17 protein-coding genes are annotated in these 21,522 nt (G+C 36.5%); 2 read left to right on the top strand and 15 right to left on the bottom strand.

The annotated features are described in order from the left end of the window. Positions 1–45: 45 nt before the first annotated feature. Genes pstA through AM499_RS20445 form a run of 3 tightly spaced genes read right to left on the bottom strand, consistent with a single transcriptional unit; the run spans position 46 to position 2,692 of the window. Positions 46–873, bottom strand: coding sequence for a phosphate ABC transporter permease PstA (gene pstA, locus AM499_RS20455; RefSeq protein ID WP_053591924.1), 828 nt, complete (start codon positions 871–873; stop codon positions 46–48). 1 nt (position 874) lies between these two features. Beyond that, positions 875–1,789 (bottom strand): phosphate ABC transporter permease subunit PstC, encoded by a 915-nt coding sequence (gene pstC, locus AM499_RS20450; RefSeq protein ID WP_231687504.1) that lies wholly within the window; start codon positions 1,787–1,789, stop codon positions 875–877. Positions 1,790–1,849: 60 nt separating this feature from the next. Next, on the bottom strand, positions 1,850–2,692 hold the full coding sequence (locus AM499_RS20445) for a phosphate ABC transporter substrate-binding protein (RefSeq protein ID WP_053591923.1): 843 nt from the start codon (positions 2,690–2,692) through the stop codon (positions 1,850–1,852). A 664-nt stretch (positions 2,693–3,356) separates the two neighbouring features. Here AM499_RS20445 and AM499_RS20440 point away from each other — a divergent pair. After that, the gene (locus AM499_RS20440) at positions 3,357–4,892 is read left to right on the top strand and encodes a phosphoesterase (protein ID WP_053591922.1); all 1,536 of its coding nucleotides are present in this window, start codon (positions 3,357–3,359) and stop codon (positions 4,890–4,892) included. A 96-nt stretch (positions 4,893–4,988) separates the two neighbouring features. Next, positions 4,989–6,041 (top strand): HupE/UreJ family protein, encoded by a 1,053-nt coding sequence (locus tag AM499_RS20435; RefSeq protein ID WP_053591921.1) that lies wholly within the window; start codon positions 4,989–4,991, stop codon positions 6,039–6,041. Between the two features lie 403 nt (positions 6,042–6,444). Here the strand turns inward: AM499_RS20435 and AM499_RS20430 are convergent, their stop codons facing one another. The 12 genes from AM499_RS20430 to gatB form a co-directional block, all read right to left on the bottom strand. After that, the gene (locus AM499_RS20430; RefSeq protein ID WP_053591920.1) at positions 6,445–8,415 is read right to left on the bottom strand and encodes a lipoteichoic acid synthase; all 1,971 of its coding nucleotides are present in this window, start codon (positions 8,413–8,415) and stop codon (positions 6,445–6,447) included. Between the two features lie 405 nt (positions 8,416–8,820). Then, a complete protein-coding gene (locus AM499_RS20425) occupies positions 8,821–9,672 on the bottom strand; it encodes a DegV family protein (protein ID WP_053591919.1) in 852 nt (283 codons plus the stop codon). A gap of 347 nt (positions 9,673–10,019) precedes the next feature. Beyond that, positions 10,020–10,688: a Type 1 glutamine amidotransferase-like domain-containing protein gene (locus tag AM499_RS20420; protein WP_053591918.1), complete on the bottom strand. Its 669-nt coding sequence runs from the start codon at positions 10,686–10,688 to the stop codon at positions 10,020–10,022. A 1,057-nt stretch (positions 10,689–11,745) separates the two neighbouring features. Then, positions 11,746–12,708: a tRNA dihydrouridine synthase gene (locus AM499_RS20415; RefSeq protein WP_053591917.1), complete on the bottom strand. Its 963-nt coding sequence runs from the start codon at positions 12,706–12,708 to the stop codon at positions 11,746–11,748. A gap of 321 nt (positions 12,709–13,029) precedes the next feature. Continuing rightward, positions 13,030–14,391, bottom strand: coding sequence for a 23S rRNA (uracil(1939)-C(5))-methyltransferase RlmD (gene rlmD, locus AM499_RS20410; RefSeq protein ID WP_053591916.1), 1,362 nt, complete (start codon positions 14,389–14,391; stop codon positions 13,030–13,032). Between the two features lie 214 nt (positions 14,392–14,605). After that, positions 14,606–15,310 (bottom strand): YjjG family noncanonical pyrimidine nucleotidase, encoded by a 705-nt coding sequence (locus AM499_RS20405; RefSeq protein ID WP_053591915.1) that lies wholly within the window; start codon positions 15,308–15,310, stop codon positions 14,606–14,608. Positions 15,311–15,462: 152 nt separating this feature from the next. Next, positions 15,463–15,570, bottom strand: a complete 108-nt coding sequence (gene cydS, locus AM499_RS22450) for a cytochrome bd oxidase small subunit CydS family protein (protein WP_371256596.1) — start codon at positions 15,568–15,570, stop codon at positions 15,463–15,465. 12 nt (positions 15,571–15,582) lie between these two features. Further along, positions 15,583–16,608, bottom strand: a complete 1,026-nt coding sequence (locus tag AM499_RS20400; RefSeq protein WP_053591914.1) for a cytochrome d ubiquinol oxidase subunit II — start codon at positions 16,606–16,608, stop codon at positions 15,583–15,585. Further along, a complete protein-coding gene (locus AM499_RS20395; RefSeq protein ID WP_053591913.1) occupies positions 16,605–17,951 on the bottom strand; it encodes a cytochrome ubiquinol oxidase subunit I in 1,347 nt (448 codons plus the stop codon). Before AM499_RS20395 ends, AM499_RS20400 begins: the two co-directional genes overlap by 4 nt. Before the next feature lie 237 nt (positions 17,952–18,188). Continuing rightward, positions 18,189–19,100, bottom strand: a complete 912-nt coding sequence (locus AM499_RS20390) for a diacylglycerol kinase (protein ID WP_053591912.1) — start codon at positions 19,098–19,100, stop codon at positions 18,189–18,191. 124 nt (positions 19,101–19,224) lie between these two features. Then, positions 19,225–19,788 carry a thioredoxin family protein gene (locus AM499_RS20385; protein ID WP_053591911.1) on the bottom strand — a complete coding sequence of 188 codons (564 nt, stop codon included), beginning with the start codon at positions 19,786–19,788 and terminating at the stop codon, positions 19,225–19,227. 305 nt (positions 19,789–20,093) lie between these two features. Then, positions 20,094–21,521 (bottom strand): Asp-tRNA(Asn)/Glu-tRNA(Gln) amidotransferase subunit GatB, encoded by a 1,428-nt coding sequence (gene gatB, locus AM499_RS20380; RefSeq protein ID WP_053591910.1) that lies wholly within the window; start codon positions 21,519–21,521, stop codon positions 20,094–20,096. Position 21,522: the final 1 nt, after the last annotated feature.

The following is a 21,522-nucleotide window of genomic DNA, read 5'->3' as shown; positions in this document are numbered from 1 at the left end:
TTAGCTCACCATGTTCTATTTCTGATGACCTCATTAACATACTTCTTATTTATTTGTTGCTTTGTTAAATTTCTTCGAGATAAATGTTGCTATAAGATTGATTGCTAAAATAATTACTATTAATACAATACCAACTGCAGCAGCAAGTTCAATGTCTCCAGACTCTTGTGTTACTAAATAAGAATGAACAGTTAAAGTTCTAGCTGATGATAGAATGCTCTCTGGCATAGCTGCTACTGTCCCAGCAGTTAAGAATATTGCAGCTGATTCTCCAACAATTCTTCCTACAGAAAGGATGATACCAGACAAAATTCCCGGCATTGAACTTGGTAATATGACCTTATATAATGTTTGTAATTTTGTCGTTCCAAGTGCTAGTGAACCTTCACGATATGAACGCGGCACTGTTTTTAATGCTTCTTCAGTTGTTCGAATGATTACAGGTAACACGATAATCGTCAAGGTTAATGAAGCAGCTAGAATCGACATACCTAACTTTAACGTAGTTACAAAGAATACCGCTCCAAACAAACCATAGATAATGGAGGGAATCCCTGTTAAGCTTTCTGTTGCAAAGCGTATTAGTCTTACTAAACGCCCTTGTTTAGCATATTCTTGTAAATAAACAGCTGCTAATATTCCGATAGGTGTTGCAATGACTAATGAAATAAGAACTGTGTATATCGTTGTTACGATCATTGGCCAAATACCACCACCTCCAGTTGGAGAATAATCACCAAAGATGAAGTCGAAGCTAATCAAATTAATACCTTTATAAAAGATAAACCCAACAATCATTACGAGGACGGCAACTGATAAGAAAGCTGATAACCATAAAAGTCCACGTAACAAGTTATCTTTAAATTGTCTCATCTTAGTTACCTCCCTTCGCACTTATTTTTGCTAATACAAAATTCAAAATTAATATAAATGAGAATAAAACAATTCCGGTTGCAAATAACATTTCTTGATGTGTACCGAATGCATAACCCATTTCTAATGCAATATTTGTCGTTAGTGGACGAACACTATCTGTTAAACTAGTTGGAACGATTAAACTATTACCAGCTACTAAGATAACTGCCATCGTCTCTCCAATTGCTCGACCTAAACCTAATACGATTGCCGTCATAATACCTGATTTAGCTGCTGGTACAATGACTTTAAAAATAGTCCCAATTTGTGATACTCCTAAGGCGTATGATCCTTCACGATATGTTTGTGGTACTGCACGAATCGCTGTCTCTGCTACCGTCACTATTGTTGGTAACATCATGATTGCTAGCACAAGAATAACAGCAAATAAGCTTTGTCCTTTTACTAAACCCAAACTGTTTTGTAAAAACGGAACAATGATTGCTAGTCCAAATACACCATATAATACAGATGGGATACCTGCTAGCAACTGAATTGCTGGTGAAATAATTTTTGCTACCCTTTTAGAGGCAATTTCGGCTAAGAAAATAGCTGTAAATAAACCAATAGGGACCCCAATAATTAATGCTCCAATTGTTGCAAAAATGGATGCAACAATCATTGGGAAAATACCAAATTTATCTTCACTCGGTACCCAATCACTACCCAAAATAAAGTCTATAAAGCTATAGCCCTCTGCTACAAAGGGATGAGCTCCTTTATAAAATACAAATCCAATGATTAACAATAATGTTAAAACTGAAAGAAGTGCACAAATCAAGAAAATTCTTGAGGACACTTTTTCTAACATATACTTCCTTTTATTTGCTTTACCGATTTCTACGGCCTGCTTGTTAGTTGTTGGGATAGGCACTCTTTACTCCTCCAAGATTCCGTTAAAAATTATGTTATTTTCTTCCTATTAAAAAGTTATTTATTTTACAGGGATTGCTCCTGCTTCAGCTGCAATGATTTGTCCATCTTCACTTAAAATAAAGTCTATAAATCGTTGTCCAGCATCTGTTAATTGCCCTTCTTTATATACAAACAAGAACGGTCTAGACAAACTGTATTTACCTTGTAGAACATTTTCTGCATTCGCTTCAACACCACTAACATTGATTGTTGAAATCGATTCATCGATGTATTCAAATGAGATAAAACCAACAGCATGTTTATTGTTCGCAACAGTTGTTTTAATATTTCCATTACCACTTGCGATAATTGCGCTTCTGACTAATTCACCAGAGCTGTAGTCAACTATTTCTTGGAACGCATCACGAGAACCTGATCCATCCTCACGAGAAACAACTACGATCTCCATGTCATTTCCACCTAGTTCCTTCCAGTTCGTCACTTCTCCAGTAAAAATCTGCTTTATTTGCTCCATCGTAAGGTCTTTTACTTTATTACTTGGATGAGTCACTACTACAATTCCATCATAAGCAATAACTACTTCATTCAAACCATTCGCTTTTTCCTCTTCTTTTAAATCCCGTGAAGACATCCCTATCTCCGACACTCCACTGATTGCGTTGGTAATTCCCGCAGAAGAACCAATTTGATTTATTTCAATATTCGTATTATCTTCCTCTGTATATTTTGCTGCTAATTTTTCAGCAAGCGGCCCTACAGATGTAGATCCTGAAATAGATACTGTAGCACCACTACCATCTGACACCTGTGTATCATTATCGTTATTGCTTGTACATGCAGATAGTACAGCAAGAATAGACAGCATTAATAATCCCATTTTTACTTTTTTCAAACTGATCATTTCTTACCTCCAAGAAATATGTTAGTAATTTTTCCATGACGCATTTTGTCTATTCTAGAATAATTGCATAGTGTAAATTTTCGACACGATATTTGTAAAGGTATTGTAAATTTTATTAATAACAATATGCTTTGTGTTAATTTTTGCTAAATATTTTAAATAAGGAGATAACTTATGATGAGTTTAAATTGAAATAATAATACTTCTTATTTATTTCAGTTTTTTATTAATAAATAAAATCGATTAAATTCTCGCTTTCCCACAGGAGTCGCCTCCTTTTCCCCCAATCAATATCAACATTATTAGATGAAAACACAAAAGCAAATGGAGAGTATAAGTCGTTTTTTTCCACCTGCTTTATTTTAGGGACTTATTGGACAAATCTTTTCCTTTGTTTCTCTTATTGCAGAAAAACCATATACTTTACTCCAATAATTTATGTCTCCGTTTGTAATTCCATTTTCTGTATTATAATTAGCAATACTTTATCTTCATATACAAAATAAACATTATTCCTTATGCCCTATAACTAAATAGTAGAATTTTATCATTTTTAATAAAAATCACAATATTTACACTATATTTACCTTCTATTAACCTCGTATATATATTTACTTCCTATAATACAAACCGTTGGACAAATAATTTTAGGAGGAACTTTCAAATGAAAAAAAGAGCAAAAAAGGCAATTCCTTTAATCGCAACAACCGTTCTTGCAACTACAGCTTTTGCAACTCAAGCTTTTACTACTAATGGAAATAGCCAAACAGTAGCTGCAAACCAATTAACACAAGAAGAAGTAAAACAAAGTAACGGTACTTGGCTTGCTGGTGATCATCACGTCCATAGCGAATGGAGTGTTGGTTGGGACAACTCTACAAATCCTCCTACACCTATTCAAGGTGGAGATGCTATTTACCCAATTGTGAAAAATGCAGAAAAAGCAACAGAATACGGACTCGAATGGGTTATGACAACGGATCATGGTGGTCCTAACCATTCAAAGGTAAATTTAGAGCAAGCTTATCCTGAACTATTAAAATCACGTGAAGCATATCCAGAACTAATTCAATTCTATGGAATGGAGTTTGATACACCTGCTGCAGACCATAGTACATTGATGATTCCCAAAGTAGATAACGAATCACAAATTCTTTATGATATCGAAAGTCAATTTAATAAACGCGAACCATACCCAAACGATGGTAGCAGAGATACTGAATCTACAATGATTGAAGCTTTAAACTATATGTTAACTGAGTTGGATGAGGACGAGCAGCCAATTCATATCGCTCACCATCCATCACGTTCAGCAAAAGGTGATGGCGAATGGGGGCAAGATACACCAGAGGAATTCCGTAATTGGAACGATATAGCTCCTAATATCTCCATTGGGATGGAAGGTGCTCCTGGCCATCAAGCGGCCGCATTAACTCCAGATGGTGAACTTGATGATGGTGCTCGTGGTTCATATGGTAACTACCCAACAATGGGCGGTTATGATCAAATGGCTGCTAAAGTCGGCGGATTATGGGATTCTATGCTTGGTGAAGGAAGACACTGGTGGATTACAGCTACTTCAGATTCACATGTTAACTGGCGTGATGGTGGTAGTGACTTCTGGCCTGGTGAATATTCAAAAACTTATGTAAAAGCAGATAAAGACTACGACGATATTATGGAAAGCCTTCGTGGTGGGAATGTATATGTAACAACAGGTGACCTAATTTCTGAACTTGATGTGAAAGTGCAAGCAGGTGGAAAATCTCCTATCTTTGCTCAATCTAAAGGAAGTTCAGCGACTTTAGGAGAAACTCTTACAATTCCAGGAAAATCTAAAGATGTAACGGTAACAATTCGCATCAAAGATCCAAATGCCGCAAATGCTAATGGAGATACACCAGAAGTAAAACGTGTTGACTTAATTATGGGTGAAGTTACTGGTAAAGTAGAAGATCGTTCAACTGCGACAAACCCAACTACGAAAGTTGTTAAACGCTTCACAGAAGAAGATTGGACAAAAAATGGAGAATACATTGAAATCTCTTATACTTTAGAAAATGTTGATAAAGACAGCTATATTCGTTTACGTGGTACGAACACGGATCAACTAGAACCCGAAACAGACCCTCGCGGTGAAGATCCATGGACAGATCTTTGGTTCTACTCAAATCCTGTATTTATCAAAACTGCTAAATAATCTAGGAAACTAGTAAAAGACGAGGAGACACAGCCCTCCTTGTCTTTTCTCATTATTAAATGCTAAAAAGAATCAATTGAAAATGGAGTAGATTTTATGAGTAAGATATATTTAATTATTATATTAATACTTTCAATTACCACTACCCTTCAATCCCCTTCTGCCTATGCTCATACCAATAATAGTGAAGGTTACTCTCTTATTGAGGTTAATGATAATCATATCAATTATGAACTGAAGGTTGACCTCACAGAACTTGGTCATGCCATGAATCAAGAAATGGCACAGAAGCAATTTGACACGAAAATAGTTCAGGACTATGTCAATTCTCGTATTGAACTTTATGCGGATAGTGTAAAAGTAAAAGGAACGCTTGAAGCATCTGATGTTGAAACAATTAATGACAAACAGTTTGCTGTCATGAACCTAAAATACCAATTAGAAGACAACCCTGAAAAGCTAGTCTTAGATTATAATATGTTTCTAGATGATTCAGATCCAAGTCATGCCAATTATGCAACGGTTAAATTAGATGGTAAACAACAAGAAGGAGTTCTTACTTTCGAGTCAAGAGAGCTTGAAATCGGTGAAGTGAGTTTTGTTCAAACTGCAACACAGTTTCTTTTACTTGGCTTAGAGCATATCTTTACAGGCTACGATCATATTCTGTTTGTTATTAGCTTATTATTTGGAGCAAAGACCATCAAAAATACATTCACTTTAGTAACTGCGTTTACGATTGCCCATAGTATAACTCTAATTCTTGCAACATTAGATATCGTACAGTTACCAGGTAGATTTGTAGAAGCTACAATTGCGTTGAGTATTATTTACGTAGCACTTATTAATATTTTTAACCCTGACTCAAAGCATCAACCATGGCTTGCCTTTGCCTTTGGTCTCATCCACGGATTTGGTTTTGCGGGAATTCTTTCAGAAATGCAATTAGATGGAAGTCACCTTGCCACGTCTCTATTATCTTTCAATATCGGGATTGAAATTGGACAACTGATTATTGTAGCTATCGTATTCCCTATCCTTCTGTGGTTAAAGAAAATAACTGTTAAACCAGCTAAATGGGTGATTCCTGGAGCTTCAGTAGCAATCTTAGCCTTTGGACTCGTTTGGTTTATGGAAAGAGCTTTTTAATGAAACAACTGTAAGAGATTTTTTTCTTAATAGGACCGACTCAATAGGCCAACAAAGTCTTTATTCATTAGTTGATAAAATTACTTGTACTCACGAAGGTAAATACACTATACCTTGTTAATCCGTTGCTTGAAGCATAATACTCTACATAAAGAGGCATCTAATATATGGTTAGTTACCCTCTTTTAAAATAAGATACGATCACACTCTCCTTAACAAGCAAAAAAGAACGAATTCCTCCGTCGAGAATTCGTTCTTTATTTATTACTATATTAACTTAAACCAAGCAACCGCTTCACAATGTGCAGAGTGTATGTGGTAAAAAAAAAAGAAACAAATCAATAAGGAGTAAGATATCAAAAAAGCATTCTTGTGATATCTTACCCCTATTATTGAAATGAATCTATTTTTCTTCGTTATCAGTTTCCTCTTTTATATCCTTATTATAATTGTACTGAGAAGGATCAACTTTAGTAAAACCTTCCGGTGTATAGAATCTCAATAAGTCACCATTCACAACTTTATCAGATAATTGTAATTTATAATCTACTACTTTTTTATACTCATTCGCTTTTTCTAATTGATTATCATCTAGTGGTAAACCAGTTTTAGCATCATAGAATTTCCCATCAATTGAATAGATAGTAGGACTGACATAATCATCATTTCTAAACGTTACTACCTCATTATGTTCTTTTGATAATAAGTCGGAACCAAATTGAACATAATTTTGTGATTCAATTCCAAGTAAGTGTAATAAGGTCGGAAGAAGGTCAATTTGCCCTCCGTAAGTATGATTGACTCCACCTTCACCTTGCATTCCTGGAACGTGAATAATTAATGGTACACGTTGTAAATTAGCAGTTTCATAAGGTGTAACTTCTTTTCCGATGATTTGTTCCATGGCTTTATTATGATTTTCTGAAATACCGTAATGGTCACCATAAAAAACAAGCATACTGTTATCATATAAGCCTGACTTTTGTAATTCACCAATGAACTGTTCGATCGCTTCATCCGCATAACGAGCAGTTTGGAAATAATCATCTACACTTGCATCACCAGTATCAGCTTTACCAATTGTTGTTAAGTCTTGATTCATTTTATATGGATAATGGTTCCCAACCGTAATAAATTTCGAATAGAAAGGTTGAGGTAAAGTTTTTATTAGATCTAATGATTGTTCAAAGAATGGCTTATCCAATAAACCATATTCAGCCATATCTTCTTCAGAACTAGTGTCATAATAATTGGCATCAAAGAAATGGTCATAGCCAAATGATTTATAAATTTCATTACGATTCCAGAAACTGCCGCTATTACCATGGAATACAGCAGATGTATAGCCATCCTCTTTTAATATTGCAGGAGCTGCTTGATACGTATTCTGACCTTTTGTAATAAATGCAGATCCTTGCGGTAAACCAAATAAAGAGTTTTCAAGCATAAATTCAGCATCCGAAGTTTTACCTTGAGCTGTTTGATGGAAGAAGTTATCAAAGTATAGTGTATTCGGATCTTTAGTTAATGAATTTAAGAATGGTGTTACTTCTTCACCGTTTAATTTATAGTCAATCAAAAAGTTTTGGAATGACTCCAAATGGATATAGATGACGTTCATCTCTTTTGCTGCGCCAAAATATTCTTGGTTAGGTTCCGCATAGTTTGATTTTGTATAGTTAATAACTTCTGTCATATCATCGTTATCAGCTAAAACCCTTTGTGAAGACGCCTTTATAGTTTCAGTAGCGTCATAAATAGTATAGTTATACATTCCTAAATACTTAACAATATAGCTTCTATCAAAACCACGAGTTAATAACTGTGGACGATCAAAGTTAGCTAGTCCTAAATTTAAAGCAGATATTCCTATTGCAAAAGCTATCACTGCAATTGCTTTTTTGTATCTAATTCTACTATTATCTTTTTGTATTTTTTTAGATAACCATAGATAAATCAACAAAAATACATCAATAAAGAACAATATATCGTATGGTTTTAATAAAGAAATAACACTGCCGCCTAAGTCTCCAAAGTTTTGCGTTTGAGTAATCGTTGGTAATGTAATAAAGTCACTAAAAAATCTATAATAAACTGCATTTGCATATAAAAGAATGGACATAAGAGAATAAATTACAACAAGTAATGCATATTTCCCCCGTCCTTTGAAAATGAATGAAAATCCAAGAAATAACATAGCTGAACCCAATGGATTCAAAATTAAAAGGAATTGTTGAAGGATTCCTTCTACCCCTAAATTAAACTGTGTTACTTGTATGATATATGTTTTAATCCATAGCATGAAAACGGCAAATAAATAAAAACCAAAAAACTTGTTTAAAAAGACAGCTTTATTATTATTTAAATTTTCCATTTATTCACCCTCCTATTAGTTTAATAATTAAGTTTTACATTAAAAGATTAATTTGGTAAAATATAATTTTACTATAATTTTTATAGAGCTAGTACATCCTACAACGAGTTCGGAATTCTGTCAAGTATTTATTTCTCTATATTGTACCTTTATTTATACTTATTGAATGGATATTCTGCCGTAAAGTGTCAATCATGTTCAATGTTCATTATTTACCATAATAGAGGATTCTCTTTCATTTCTCATATAAGAAGGCAAAAATAACGACTCTTAAAAATCTGTAAGTATTTATTAAATTATCAAATCAAAAGCGGATTCCAATATAGGAATCCGCTTTTGATTAAAACTATAACCGCTAATTATAAGTAATTTTAAATGTAAAGGATGTTTTTTTCAGGACTGTTTCTAATGTTCAAGACCTGCAATGCCGAAACCCCCAGGTCCAGAGTGAGTAGAAATCATAGCGCCTGCTTGAATCCATATTACATTTTCAAAACCTGATTGATTTGCGATTTCATTCATCCGCTGCTTGATACTTTCACTGAGTCCGATTGAGTATATAAAATAAAGTCGTTCTCTATCAATATTATATTGATTTAAATAATCTCGCATGAGTTTTTCGGCAACTCCACTCATTTCCCCACGGTATTTTCTAATTGAAACAAGATTCCCTTCTATTAATTCAATACAAGGTTTTATTTTTAACAATGCCCCGCCGAGGTAAGCAATATTACTAACGCGTCCACCAGCTCTTAAAAATTCTAAGCTGCCGGGTACGAAGGCCAGTCTTGATTTAGGAACCTTTGATTTTATTTTTTCTATGAATTGTAAAGGTTCAATTGCAGGTTCTTTCTCTAGCATAGTAACAGCATCCATCACAATTGCAGTTAATCCACCAGTAACATTCAAAGCATCAATTAAGAAAAGATCTTTAAAATCTTCTGCCGCAATTAACGCATTTTGAAAGGAAGAAGATGCTTTTGATGTATAACCAATGTGAATAATGATGCTATCAGGAAAATTTTCTCTAATTCTCGTAAAAAATTCTTGATATTCATGAACATTAGTGGCCGTTGTAGATGGTATCTTTTTTGTGCGATTATGAAAGTCATAAATTTCTTTTACGGATAGATCACCATCTAAATAGTCATGTCCATCCATGATGACATGCATCGGCACCACCTGAACAGTATGTTTGTCAGCTAAATCTTTTGGTAAATCCGCTCCACTCTCTGTCGATAAAATAATCCTACTCAATTGTACGACCCTCCAGTTAACACACTATGGTTTACTCTAACTATACACTAAAAGGGAAAATCATTCTTTAAATTTTCGGAAATTTTTAAACTTTGAAAGACTTCAATTTCATACAATGCTACATTAGTCTGAAGAGAACACACTTCTTAGGGTACGCGTGAACTCTGGTGGGAAAATATCACACCAATAAAAAAATTCTAATTTCGTAATAGTTTTTACGAAATTAGAATCAAATTAAAAAGTATATTTACTGGTACTTGAACTGAATCCCGATGAATACCTCAACATTGATCTGAAGTACTCGGTGCATTCGAGATTGTACCCAAGAAGCTAGCAGCATAGTAAGGTCATGGCGTAAACAGTTTCCAATGCCCTTCGGATACAACTTCGACCGCTCCATCGATTACTTTGATAGCGGTTTGATCATCAATTGCATACGCCGGCCCTTGCATCCCATCGGCCCATCTCTCTGCAGCAGCCATCGTGTTTCCCGGCAGCATCTCGTGATCCAGGTGCGGAAACATTGCAAAGTCGACCAGACTCAGCGTTTCATCACCACCATTGGGTGGAGTCCAGCCAACGAAGTATTCCCCGATGTTAGGTGCCATCACCATGCTCCCAGCACTCATTCCCACATAGACTGCGTGCAGCGACGGCAAGAGGTCTGCCAGCCCGGATTGCCGCATCCAGTGGCACAGGTAGAGGGCGTCGCCGCCAGCCACCAGCAGGACGTCCGTCTCCCGAACCAGCGGCACCCAGCGGTCTTCGTCGATGCTTGGCAGCGCTGTGAGCTCCAGCACGCCGACGGACTTCCAGCCCAGGTCGACCATGGGATTCTCGGAATTCCCGCTGATGAACTGCCAGGCATTGACGCCGGGGCCGACCCAGGGGTGTCCGTACATCGCGGTGGGAATGCACAAGGCGCTAGACTCGGCAATCGGTTTGTCCAGCATGTCAACCAACGCGTCATGTATGCTTTTGTTATTGATGCCTGCAGATGTAAGTAGAAATTTCATAACTTACTCAACTCCTCTTCTTTGTGTGCGTCTAACGTTTAATTCTTCAGACTTTTCAAATGCGGTTGCGGACGTCTATTGGGACAGCTTAGGCTGGTACAAGAGCCAAACTGACCCAATATTGTTGTTGGTCTTATTAAGACCCTTTATCGTTGGGGTATGCAGCTGCATGCTGTAACTTAATGTTTACTTCAGGGGTAGCAAGAGTCAAGAAAATTCTAAATAGATTTGTAGTTTTCATAAGGCAAATGGGTCCCACTCGCGGGTTAATAATTACAGATAACAATTAGTTTGATCAAACACAGCATGCATTTTCATTTGATAACTCCTATGAATGAAATAATTGGTAATTTCTATTTTCTTATTCTTAAAGTCATTAAATACTGAGCCATGATGTTTAGGAGCATTGACACAGAAACGTGAACTAGTGTGAGTGAAGCTTATGAACTCGGTTAAATATTGTCCAATCGTAATTGTTTTCACAATCACTCACCTTATGGTAATTATTCGATATTATTACGGAAAATCCTTCAAAAAAAGTACCCTTCCAGTTAGGAATGGTACCAATTGAAGAAGTTTTATAGAACTAAAAGGAAGCAAATACTAAACTGATTACTTATCAATGTAGTGTTATGTCGCTAAATTCAAATAGAATAACGTAAAATAATTACCGTTTTCCCTTTTTGTGCAGTACGCTCAAAACTGGGGATTTTTGCAAAGGTTGAGGGGGTAAATCCCCCTTAATCATTTTTGAAAATTAACTGTGAAACGCACTCCACATGTGTTGAGTGTATGTGACAACACAAGGGTGCTGGTGGGTTTAGTACATTTTTTAAGACCTTTTTCTTTCAGAAAACAGACTTGATTAAACTAAAACAAAAGTAAGTAAAACGTAACCTTTTTGAAGGTAGGAACGCAAAGCTACGAATCAAACAATAACAAAGGTTGCCGGCAGCAAAGGAACTTGAAATTGAATAAAATAAGTACACATGAATTGATGGGATTCATTTTTTCTCTAACTTTTTGAGAGTTACATCATTTCACTGTCCCCGTCCCATCAACATTCTTTTTCAAAGTTATCAAGCAATGCACGCACTTCATCTGTTGATTTCGTGCTCATCAATTGATTTCTCAATTCACCAGCTCCACGGAATCCTTTGACATAAATTTTGAAAAAGCGATGAAGCCCTGTTATTGAACGTGGTAGAGCTTCCGCATATTGATCTTGAAGATCAAGTTGCAGTCTTAAAAGATCAAGGTACTCTTTACTGCTATGCTCTTTTGGCTCTTTTTCAAAAGCAAAAGGATTTTTAAAAATACCTCGCCCGATCATAACGCCATCAATACCATATTGTTCAGCAAGCTGCAGCCCAGTTTGACGGTCAGGAATGTCTCCATTGATTGTTAGTAGTGTATTTGGTGCGATACGGTCACGTAATTTTTTGATTTCCGGAATTAGCTCCCAATGCGCATCTACTTGGCTCATTTCCTTTCTTGTACGTAAATGTATAGAAAGGTTCGCAATATCCTGTTTTAAAATATGCGTTAGCCACTCCTCCCACTCATTTACATCGTTATAGCCAAGTCGTGTTTTCACGCTGACAGGCAGTCCGCCCGCTTTTGCTGCTTGAATAAGTTCTGCCGAAACGTCTGGACGCAGAATAAGGCCACTACCCTTCCCTCTCGATGCCACATTCGGTACAGGGCAGCCCATATTAATATCGATGCCTTTAAATCCTAGCTCTGCCATGCCAATACTCATTTGACGGAAATATTCGGGATTATCTCCCCAAATATGTGCCACCATTGGCTGTTCATCTTCTGTAAAAATCAAACGGCCACGCACACTTTTCATTCCTTCTGGATGACAATAGCTATCCGAGTTTGTAAACTCGGTGAAAAATACATCCGGTCGACCGGCTTCACTTACTACGTGACGAAAAACAACATCTGTCACATCTTCCATTGGTGCAAGTACAAAAAATGGTTTCGGTAAATCCTCCCAAAAATTTTCTGTCATATTTAAATTCAAATCCTCTCATTATGGTTACATAGTGTTTCAATTTCTTTAACACTTATGCCATGTGTAATAATTAATAGATTAAGTCCACCAGTACCTAATAGAGTTAGGAATATCTGTGGACATTCGAGTTAAAGGTATTAAATCATTTTTAAAGTATAACCTAGCTTTATTAATTTATCTTCACACAATGTCATTTTATACTTTTAACAAATTTTCTCCTACAATATTAGCTTGATTTATATGGAAAATGTAAAAGCAGATTATTTAGAAATACATTATCGTACTTCTAAACCATCTGCTTTTTATATTCATTTTAAATTAAACCAACTCCAACCAAGCAACCGCCTCACAGTGTGTTGTCTGTGGAAACATGTCTACTGGCTGAATTTCTTTTGTTTTATAGCCACCATCTTCTAAAATACGCAGATCACGGGCAAGCGTCGCTGGGTTACAAGATACATAAACGACTCTCTTCGGTCTCTGTTCAATTATCGTGTTGAGCAGTGCTTCGTCACAGCCTTTTCTAGGTGGATCGACTACTAATACGTCTGCAGTTTTACCTTCTTTGTACCATTTTGGAATGATTACTTCTGCAGGCCCTGCCTCGAAATATGTGTTAGTGAAGCCGTTCAACTCAGCATTTCTTTTAGCATCTTCAATTGCTTGTGGGACGATTTCTACCCCTAAAACTTGTTTTGCTTTTTGTGCTAGAAATAAAGAGATTGTTCCGATTCCACAATAAGCATCAATTACTGTTTCATCACCCAATAGCTGTGCATAGTCGAGCGCTTGTTTATAAAGAACTTCGGTTTGTTCAGGATTTACCTGATAAAAGGATCGTGCAGATATTTCAAAACGTACATTACCGATTAAATCTTCAATAACCGGTTTACCCCACAGAGTAATTGTTTCATCACCGAAAATAACGTTTGTATTACGTTTGTTCACGTTATGAACAATTGACGTAACATTCGGCTCCACCTTACGAATTAACTCAATGATTGCATTTTTTTTAGAGAGTTTTGGATGTCTCGTAACTAAAACAACCATTACTTCCCCTGTTGCTCTACCTTTTCTAACAACAAGATGGCGTAACTGACCTTTCTTCGTATCTTCATTATATGGGATTAAATCCAATTGTAATGCGTTCTCTTTTACCTCACGCATTAATCGATCTGCTTCATCCGATTGAATTAAACAAGTATTCGTATCTGCAATACGATGAGATTTCGATTGATAAAAACCGGAGAGTACTTGTCCATCTTCTAACGCAAAAGGTATTTGGGATTTATTGCGATATTCCCACGGCTTCTCCATACCTTTTACCGGAAGAACAGGAGCATCTATTTTCCCAATACGCTTCATGACATTTCGGACCATGTTTTCTTTCCATGCAAGCTGACCCTCATAGGATAAATGCTGTAATTGACAGCCACCACACTCGCCAAATACTGGACATGGTGCATCTACTCGAAAAGGAGATGTCTCTACGACATTGATTAATTTAGCGAAGCCGTAGTTTTTTAATGTTTTTAGCACATGAATTTCTGCCGTTTCGTTTGGTAAGCCACCTTGTATAAACAGTGGATATCCATCAACTTTAGCAACTCCTGCTCCATCATGTGTTAAATCTTCTATATGAACTGTGAGACGATCATTTTTTGTTACTGGTGTATTCACTTTATTTCTCCGTTCTAGTTTTGATTGATTTATTATACCATCAGGAACAATGGTTTTCAGTACATAAGGTACTTTTCCAACTAAAGCTCCTGTTTTTCCAACTAATCAACGAATTTTTCCAACTAAATGCTTTGAATTTCCAACTAAAACCTCTATTTTTCCAACTAAGCCCTATCCCGTAAAAAAAGAACCTCTATGTGGAGGCTCTTTTGCATTATTTTACTTCCATTACTTGCTTGTTTACTATATATGCGAGCTCTGACCAAGAATTGATTTCAAAGGTCGGCTTAATGTCTGTTGCATTCTGCTTTCTCTTTGGATTAAACCAGCAAGTATCAATTCCAAAATTATTCCCACCTTGAATATCGGAAGTCAGCGAATCCCCAATCATCAAAACACTTGAAGGATCAGAAATTTGGAGTTTGTCTAGCGTATATTCAAAAATTTCTTTTTGAGGCTTTTGAAAACCCGTTTCTTCTGAAGTAATAACGGCTTCAAATAAATCTTTTAGCGATGAACCACTAACCCTTGCATGCTGTGCATCTTTAAAACCATTTGTAAGTAACGCAAATCTACAGTCGGTTAAGCTCGCAAACATTTCCTCGACTCCGTCAATCATGTGAATTTCTTTCCCTAAACTTTCTATATACTTCTGACCAAAATCTGCTGGATCTATATCAAGCGTATGCTCTATAAATAAACGTTTAAATCTCTCCACTTTAAGTTCTGCAAGAGTCGTACGACCATGCTCCAAGTCTTCCCATAATACTTTACTAATGGCTTTGTAACTTGCAAGATAATCATTTAACCCATTTGGGAATCCATATTCCTCAAACAAAAATTTAAATGCATTCTCTTCGGTCATCCCAAAGTCTAATAGCGTATCATCCAAGTCAAATAGTAATACATCGTATTTCATTTTATTTCCGCCCTTCATTTTATTGCTATTCTTATTTTAACATATTGAAAATTTTCTGCTCTCAAGAAAAAGAACCCATCAATATGGGTTCTTTGGTTTTATCAATGGATTATTGGAGCAAATGGAAGTGACTCGCCTACTTTTGGGTTCTTCTACTTCTCGTCAGAGACTGCTCCATCTTTAGAAGCAGCCCAAAATGCTACAACAATTGCTCCAATCAGTACTATAAATGGTGCATAAAAAATAAGAAAGTCAGACATGTGAACTCCTCCTTATGCGTGATTGTCTTTTTTACCACGAACGTACTCTTTATTGAACAAGAATAGACGTAATAATAAATACAGAGATGGAATTAGCAGTGCAAGCCCTAATATGAATGCAATAATTAACGATATTGCCATGGCTTCATTCGTAAAACTATCATAAATCGTTAAGTATGGATATAACAAATAGGGACGATGTGCAAATCCATATGCAAAGAAGGCAATAAGAAATTGGCCTCCTAATAACCAAAATGCCATCCCGTAATTCTGTTTTTTGACTAATAACCAAACGGTTCCTATAAATAAAAGAAATGATAAACCGAATGCCCACCAAATTTCAAGCAAATTAGAATAGTGTTCTGGGTTATGTGTTCGTAGTTCTACCATAATCCCAAGCGCAGTTATAATAGTTGGAAATGCCCAAACTAGTGCATATTTACGCATTAGTTTTGTTGCTTCCCGATCTCCTGCTTTGTTTGCATACCAAGTTAAGAAAACAGCTGATATATATAGAACTGCAGACAAACTAAGCACCACAATTGACCAAGTTAACGGACTCGTAAATAAAGCATAATAATCTAGCACTGGAGCATCGTTTACCATCGAGATAAATCCGCCTTCAGATATCGTCAGCACAATGGACAACGCTGCCGGAATAAATAATCCTGCCAACCCGTACATAAATGAGTATCCCTTATGTCCTCTAGAGCCATATGTCTCAAAAGCATAATACGATCCCCTAATTGCTAATAAAATGAGCGCAATACTGGCTGGTACTAGTAAAGTCGTTCCATAGTAAAATGCTGTTTTTGGAAAAAATCCAATGATCCCTACAAAGAAGAATACGAGAAACACATTTGTTACTTCCCAAACAGGTGATAAATAACGCTGAATAACATTCGTTAAAATATGCTGTCTTCCCGTTAATAAGCTATATGCATTAAAAAATCCAGCGCCAAAGTCAATGGAGGCTACAATCAAGTACCCAAATAAAAACGTCCATAATACCGTAATCCCGATGATTTCTAATGTCATGAAATATCACCGCCTCTTTCAGCATGTCGATCCTCTAGCTCTTGTTCCACTGGATTTTTTCTAAACATGCGAGTAAGAACTACAACACTTCCGATTCCAAGAACAATGTATAATCCCGCAAATAAAACTAACATCGTATCTACATGTGCACTTGTTGTAGCTGCATCTTCTACTCGCATGATTCCTCTTAGTATCCAAGGTTGTCTTCCTACTTCCGCTAACCACCAACCTGCTTCTATTGCAATTATCGATGCCGGCCCTCCTAAAACAATTAACCAACGATAGAACCTCGAATCGACGAATGTCCATTTTAGACGCTTTCCTAGCCAATACAATCCTGATAGAGCGACCATTCCCATTCCTATCGTCACCATTAAGTCAAACAAATAATGAATATATAAGGGTGGTATTTCGTCTTCTGGAAATTGGTCCAAACCGATTACTTCTGACGTCGGATTGCCATGTGCAAGAATACTTAAAGCAAAAGGGATCTTAATGGCGTATTTCACTTCGCCGTCATCCATAACACCGTACAAGATTAAAGGAGCATTTTCTTCTGTTTCAAAATGCCATTCAGCCGCTGCTAATTTTTCAGGTTGGTATTCAGCTAAATACTTTCCAGAAAAGTCACCGATAATGGCAGTAGCTATTGCAAAAATAAGTCCTACTTTCATCGTTAAATACAATGCTTTTTTATGATAAATATGATTTGAACCTTTTAGTAAACGGAAAGCTGCTATTGCTGCCAAAACAAAGGCAGCAGTCATATAGGCAGTTACGACCACATGCGCAACTTTTGTAGGCATCGCAGGGTTGAACATCGCTAAAAGTGGGCTAATATTCACTAACTCGCCGTCCACTACATCAAATCCCTGTGGTGCATTCATAAATGCATTTACAATTGTAATAAACACAGCGGAAGCAGATGCACCGATTGCAACAGGAATTAGTAATAATAAATGCTTCTTTTGATTCTCAAATCGGTCCCATGTGTATAAATAAATTCCGAGGAAAATCGCTTCAAAAAAGAAAGCAAAAGTCTCCATAAATAATGGAAGTGCAATAATATGACCTGCAAGCTCCATAAAGTTGGGCCAAAGTAAAGAAAGCTGCATGCCAATGGCTGTTCCAGTTACTACTCCAACTGCAACAGTAATGACAAACCCTCTAGCCCAACGTCTTGCCAGTAATATGTAATGTTCATCATTTTTCTTAATACCCACCCACTGGGCAATCATAATCATTAAAGGTACACCTACACCGATGGTTGCATAAATAATATGAAAAGATAAGGTTAATTCGGTTAATACGCGACTAAAAAATACTGCTTCTTCATTTCCCATCTATTAAACCTCCTCAACTTCCAAATATTCTACCCATAATGGACAGCATCATAATCCCAGCAACAACAAAAGCTAGCCACATTAAATATTTTTCTTGTTTTTTATACATGCCTTCCACTCCTTCGATACAATACCATTCCCTCTCATAGTTAATTTATAACCTATTCCCGGTGAAATATAACTAAAGTGAATAGAATAAAAACCCAGCATACTCTAAAAAGAGTGCTGGGTTTATTTTTAAGGTCTATCTTGTTCACGTATTTCATCAATTGGCACAAAAACCTCTACATGTCTATATAAGTTTTTAAAGGTCGCTGGAATAGTGCCACCATATTCCCCATCCAAATTAAGAAGTACTTTATCTTCAGATGTAACCGTTATATGGGTAGCTTTCTCTGAAATAACGAGTGGATCATTTAAATGCTCCCCACGAATTGCTAAAGTAGCAAGGCGAATAAACTCGGCCATATTACATTTCTTTAAAATTAGCAAAGTAAATTTTCCATCATTTATACTTGAATTTGGTGCGAGTTTTTCAAAGCCACCGACAGAATTGGTTAAGCCAACCAAGAACATCATTGCCTCATCTTCAAAAACTTCCCCATCATATTCAATCTTTACTTTTGTAGCATTAATGGAAGGTAGCATTTCTATCCCTTTTAAATAGTATGCAAGCTGGCCTAGCATCGTTTTTAGCTTACTTGGAACTTCATAGGTAAGCTCTGTAATCCTTCCACCACCTGCAATATTGATAAAATAGCGACCATTTACTATTCCTACATCAACTGGAATCGTATCGCCTTTCACAATAATGTCCACTGCTTTATGGATATCACGTGGAATATGTACTGCCCTCGCAAAATCGTTTGTTGTTCCCATCGGAATTAGTCCGATTTTAGGTCGATTTTCAAATTCACTCACTCCGGCAACTACCTCATTCAACGTTCCATCTCCACCGGCAGCAATAACTATATCAAAATCTCTTTGAACTGCATTCTTTGCCGCTTCTATAGCATCTCCTTCACCTGTTGTAGCATGACAAGACGTTTCGTACCCTGCAATTTCTAGAGCTTCCAGTACTTCAGGTAAGTGTTTTTTAAAGAGCTCACGACCAGAAGTTGGGTTGTATATGATTCGTGCACGTTTCATACAGATTTCCTTTCCACTTTACAATTTCTTCATGTCATATAGACAATAATTTTTAACAAAAGGTTCCCTTTAACTAACATTAAAAGAGCCGACTAATGCCGACTCCAACTACTTTTAATTGTGTTTATTTTTGTAGTGCTTGTAACCAGTTGCTACGAATATCTTCGTAAACAGCTAAATGGAAGTCTTTGTTCTCCACAAATTCCTTTGTCATTTGCTCAAAGAAAGCTTTTTGAATCTCTTCAAACGTTGGATCTTCTTTTGGTGGGAACTTTTCTCTGTTTTCTGTTACAAATTGCTGAACTTTTTCAGCACGAGGTCCCCATTTAGATATTACCTCTCCATCTTTATTTAACAATAAATAAACGGGAATAGAACGACCACCGTTCGTTAAATATTGATCAATTAAATCTAGGTTTTCATCGCGATAGACAGCTCGTACCTCAATATCAGCAGCTTCCGCAATTCTACGCAAAATCGCATTATTCATCATAGCATCCCCACACCAGTCTTCTGTAATAACAAGTATATGTGGATTTTTTTCATTTAAAACGCTAATAAATTCATCATCCGCAGGGACTTCAAATTTTTCATAAATACTAAATGATTCCTCTTTTTTCGTCGTCATATCATCCATATATTGTGTAAGTGGTTTAGCTTCCTCGAAATATTGTTGTTCTGTAGGCATTTGAGAAACCCCCTTTTATTTTTAGTATACTTCGTTCAGTCGGCTAATTCAAATTAGTTGGTTTGTTGTGGTAATCGGGTGGTTCTATTCAATAATCGGATGGCTTGCTCTATTAATCGGACAGGTTCCCTTAATAATCGGATGGCCTACGATTATTCGGATGGCTTCTCCTTGTTATCCGTTGGTTCCTCTTAATAATCGGATGGTCTACTCCATTTATCTATCTGTTGGACTATTCTTTTTATAAGATGGCTTTCCTCAAAAAAAGACCGACTCAAAATGTTCATTTTGAGTCGGTCATTCATTTAACGTTTCACAATTTCTTCTTGTAAGATTTTATTTACAAGTGGTGGATTTGCTTGTCCTTTTGTTGCTTTCATGATTTGTCCAACTAGGAAGCCGATTGCACGGTCTTTTCCGTTTTTAAAGTCTTCAATCGATTGTGGGTTGGCATCAAGTGTTGAAATAACAATTTCACGAAGTGCGCCTTCGTCTGAAATTTGTACTAAGCCTTTAGCTTTTACAACTTCTTCTGCATCTCCGCCGTTATCCGCAAGCTCTTTAAATACTTTTTTCGCAATTTTAGAAGAAATGGTACCATCGGAAATTAACTTAATCATTCCTGCAAGATTTGCTGGAGTTAATTTAGTATCTTTCAATTCTTTTTGGTCTGCATTTAAGTAAGCAGAAACTTCACCCATTAACCAGTTGGAAGCAAGCTTTGAGTCTGCTCCAAGGGCAATAGTTTCTTCAAAGAAGTCGGACATTTCTTTTGTTAATGTTAGAACCATTGCATCGTAAGCAGGCAATCCTAGTTCTTCGATATAACGTTTTTTACGAGCGTCCGGAAGTTCTGGTATTTCTGAACGTACACGTTCTAACCAAGCATCATCAATTACGATGTCTACTAAATCTGGCTCAGGGAAATAACGATAATCGTCAGTACCTTCTTTAACACGCATAAGAATGGTTTTACCCGTTTTTTCATCATAACGACGAGTTTCTTGCTCAATTACTCCACCTGTAGTAAGTACTTGTGCTTGACGTAGTTCTTCATGCTCTAGCCCTTTACGTACGAAGTTGAAAGAGTTTAAGTTTTTCAACTCTGTTTTTGTACCAAATTTCTCTTGTCCATATGGACGTATAGAAATGTTAGCGTCACAACGTAAAGATCCTTCTTCCATTTTACAATCAGATACACCTGTATATTGGATAATAGACTTTACTTTTTCCAAGTAAGCATATGCTTCTTCAGGTGTACGAATGTCTGGCTCAGATACGATTTCTACAAGAGGAGTCCCTTGACGATTGAAGTCAACTAAAGAGTAGCCATCCGCATGTGACAATTTCCCAGCATCTTCTTCCATATGAAGACGAGTAATTCCAATACGTTTTGTCTCTCCGTTTACTTCAATTTCAACCCACCCGTTTTTACCAATAGGCTTATCAAATTGTGAAATTTGGTACGCTTTCGGATTGTCTGGATAGAAATAGTTTTTACGGTCAAACTTTGTGTTTTGTTCGATTTCCATGTTTAATGCAAGAGCTGCTCGCATTGCATAATCGACTACGTTTTTATTTAATACTGGTAGTACTCCTGGATACCCAAGATCGACCACTGTTGTATTTGTATTTGGTTCTGCACCAAAGTGATTAGGTGCAGCTGAGAAGATTTTTGAGTTAGTTTTCAACTCTACGTGTACTTCTAATCCAATAACTGTTTCAAAGTTCATG

Origin of the sequence: Bacillus sp. FJAT-22090 (assembly GCF_001278755.1) — a bacterium.
GTDB lineage: Bacteria > Bacillota > Bacilli > Bacillales_A > Planococcaceae > Psychrobacillus.
This window is presented reverse-complemented; position numbering and strand designations above follow the sequence as displayed.

Excerpts from the sequence above, each read along its gene's own strand:
- AM499_RS20430 (WP_053591920.1), bottom strand. The coding sequence starts at position 8,415 with ATGGAAAATTTAAATAATAATAAAGCTGTCTTTTTAAACAAGTTTTTT.
- AM499_RS20420 (WP_053591918.1), bottom strand. The coding sequence starts at position 10,688 with ATGAAATTTCTACTTACATCTGCAGGCATCAATAACAAAAGCATACAT.
- pstA (WP_053591924.1), bottom strand. The coding sequence starts at position 873 with ATGAGACAATTTAAAGATAACTTGTTACGTGGACTTTTATGGTTATCA.
- AM499_RS20390 (WP_053591912.1), bottom strand. The coding sequence starts at position 19,100 with ATGAAACGTGCACGAATCATATACAACCCAACTTCTGGTCGTGAGCTC.
- AM499_RS20445 (WP_053591923.1), bottom strand. The coding sequence starts at position 2,692 with ATGATCAGTTTGAAAAAAGTAAAAATGGGATTATTAATGCTGTCTATT.
- AM499_RS20435 (WP_053591921.1), top strand. The coding sequence starts at position 4,989 with ATGAGTAAGATATATTTAATTATTATATTAATACTTTCAATTACCACT.
- AM499_RS20400 (WP_053591914.1), bottom strand. The coding sequence starts at position 16,608 with ATGACATTAGAAATCATCGGGATTACGGTATTATGGACGTTTTTATTT.
- cydS (WP_371256596.1), bottom strand. The coding sequence starts at position 15,570 with ATGTCTGACTTTCTTATTTTTTATGCACCATTTATAGTACTGATTGGA.
- AM499_RS20440 (WP_053591922.1), top strand. The coding sequence starts at position 3,357 with ATGAAAAAAAGAGCAAAAAAGGCAATTCCTTTAATCGCAACAACCGTT.
- gatB (WP_053591910.1), bottom strand. The coding sequence starts at position 21,521 with ATGAACTTTGAAACAGTTATTGGATTAGAAGTACACGTAGAGTTGAAA.
- AM499_RS20385 (WP_053591911.1), bottom strand. The coding sequence starts at position 19,788 with ATGCCTACAGAACAACAATATTTCGAGGAAGCTAAACCACTTACACAA.
- AM499_RS20395 (WP_053591913.1), bottom strand. The coding sequence starts at position 17,951 with ATGGGAAATGAAGAAGCAGTATTTTTTAGTCGCGTATTAACCGAATTA.
- AM499_RS20405 (WP_053591915.1), bottom strand. The coding sequence starts at position 15,310 with ATGAAATACGATGTATTACTATTTGACTTGGATGATACGCTATTAGAC.
- AM499_RS20415 (WP_053591917.1), bottom strand. The coding sequence starts at position 12,708 with ATGACAGAAAATTTTTGGGAGGATTTACCGAAACCATTTTTTGTACTT.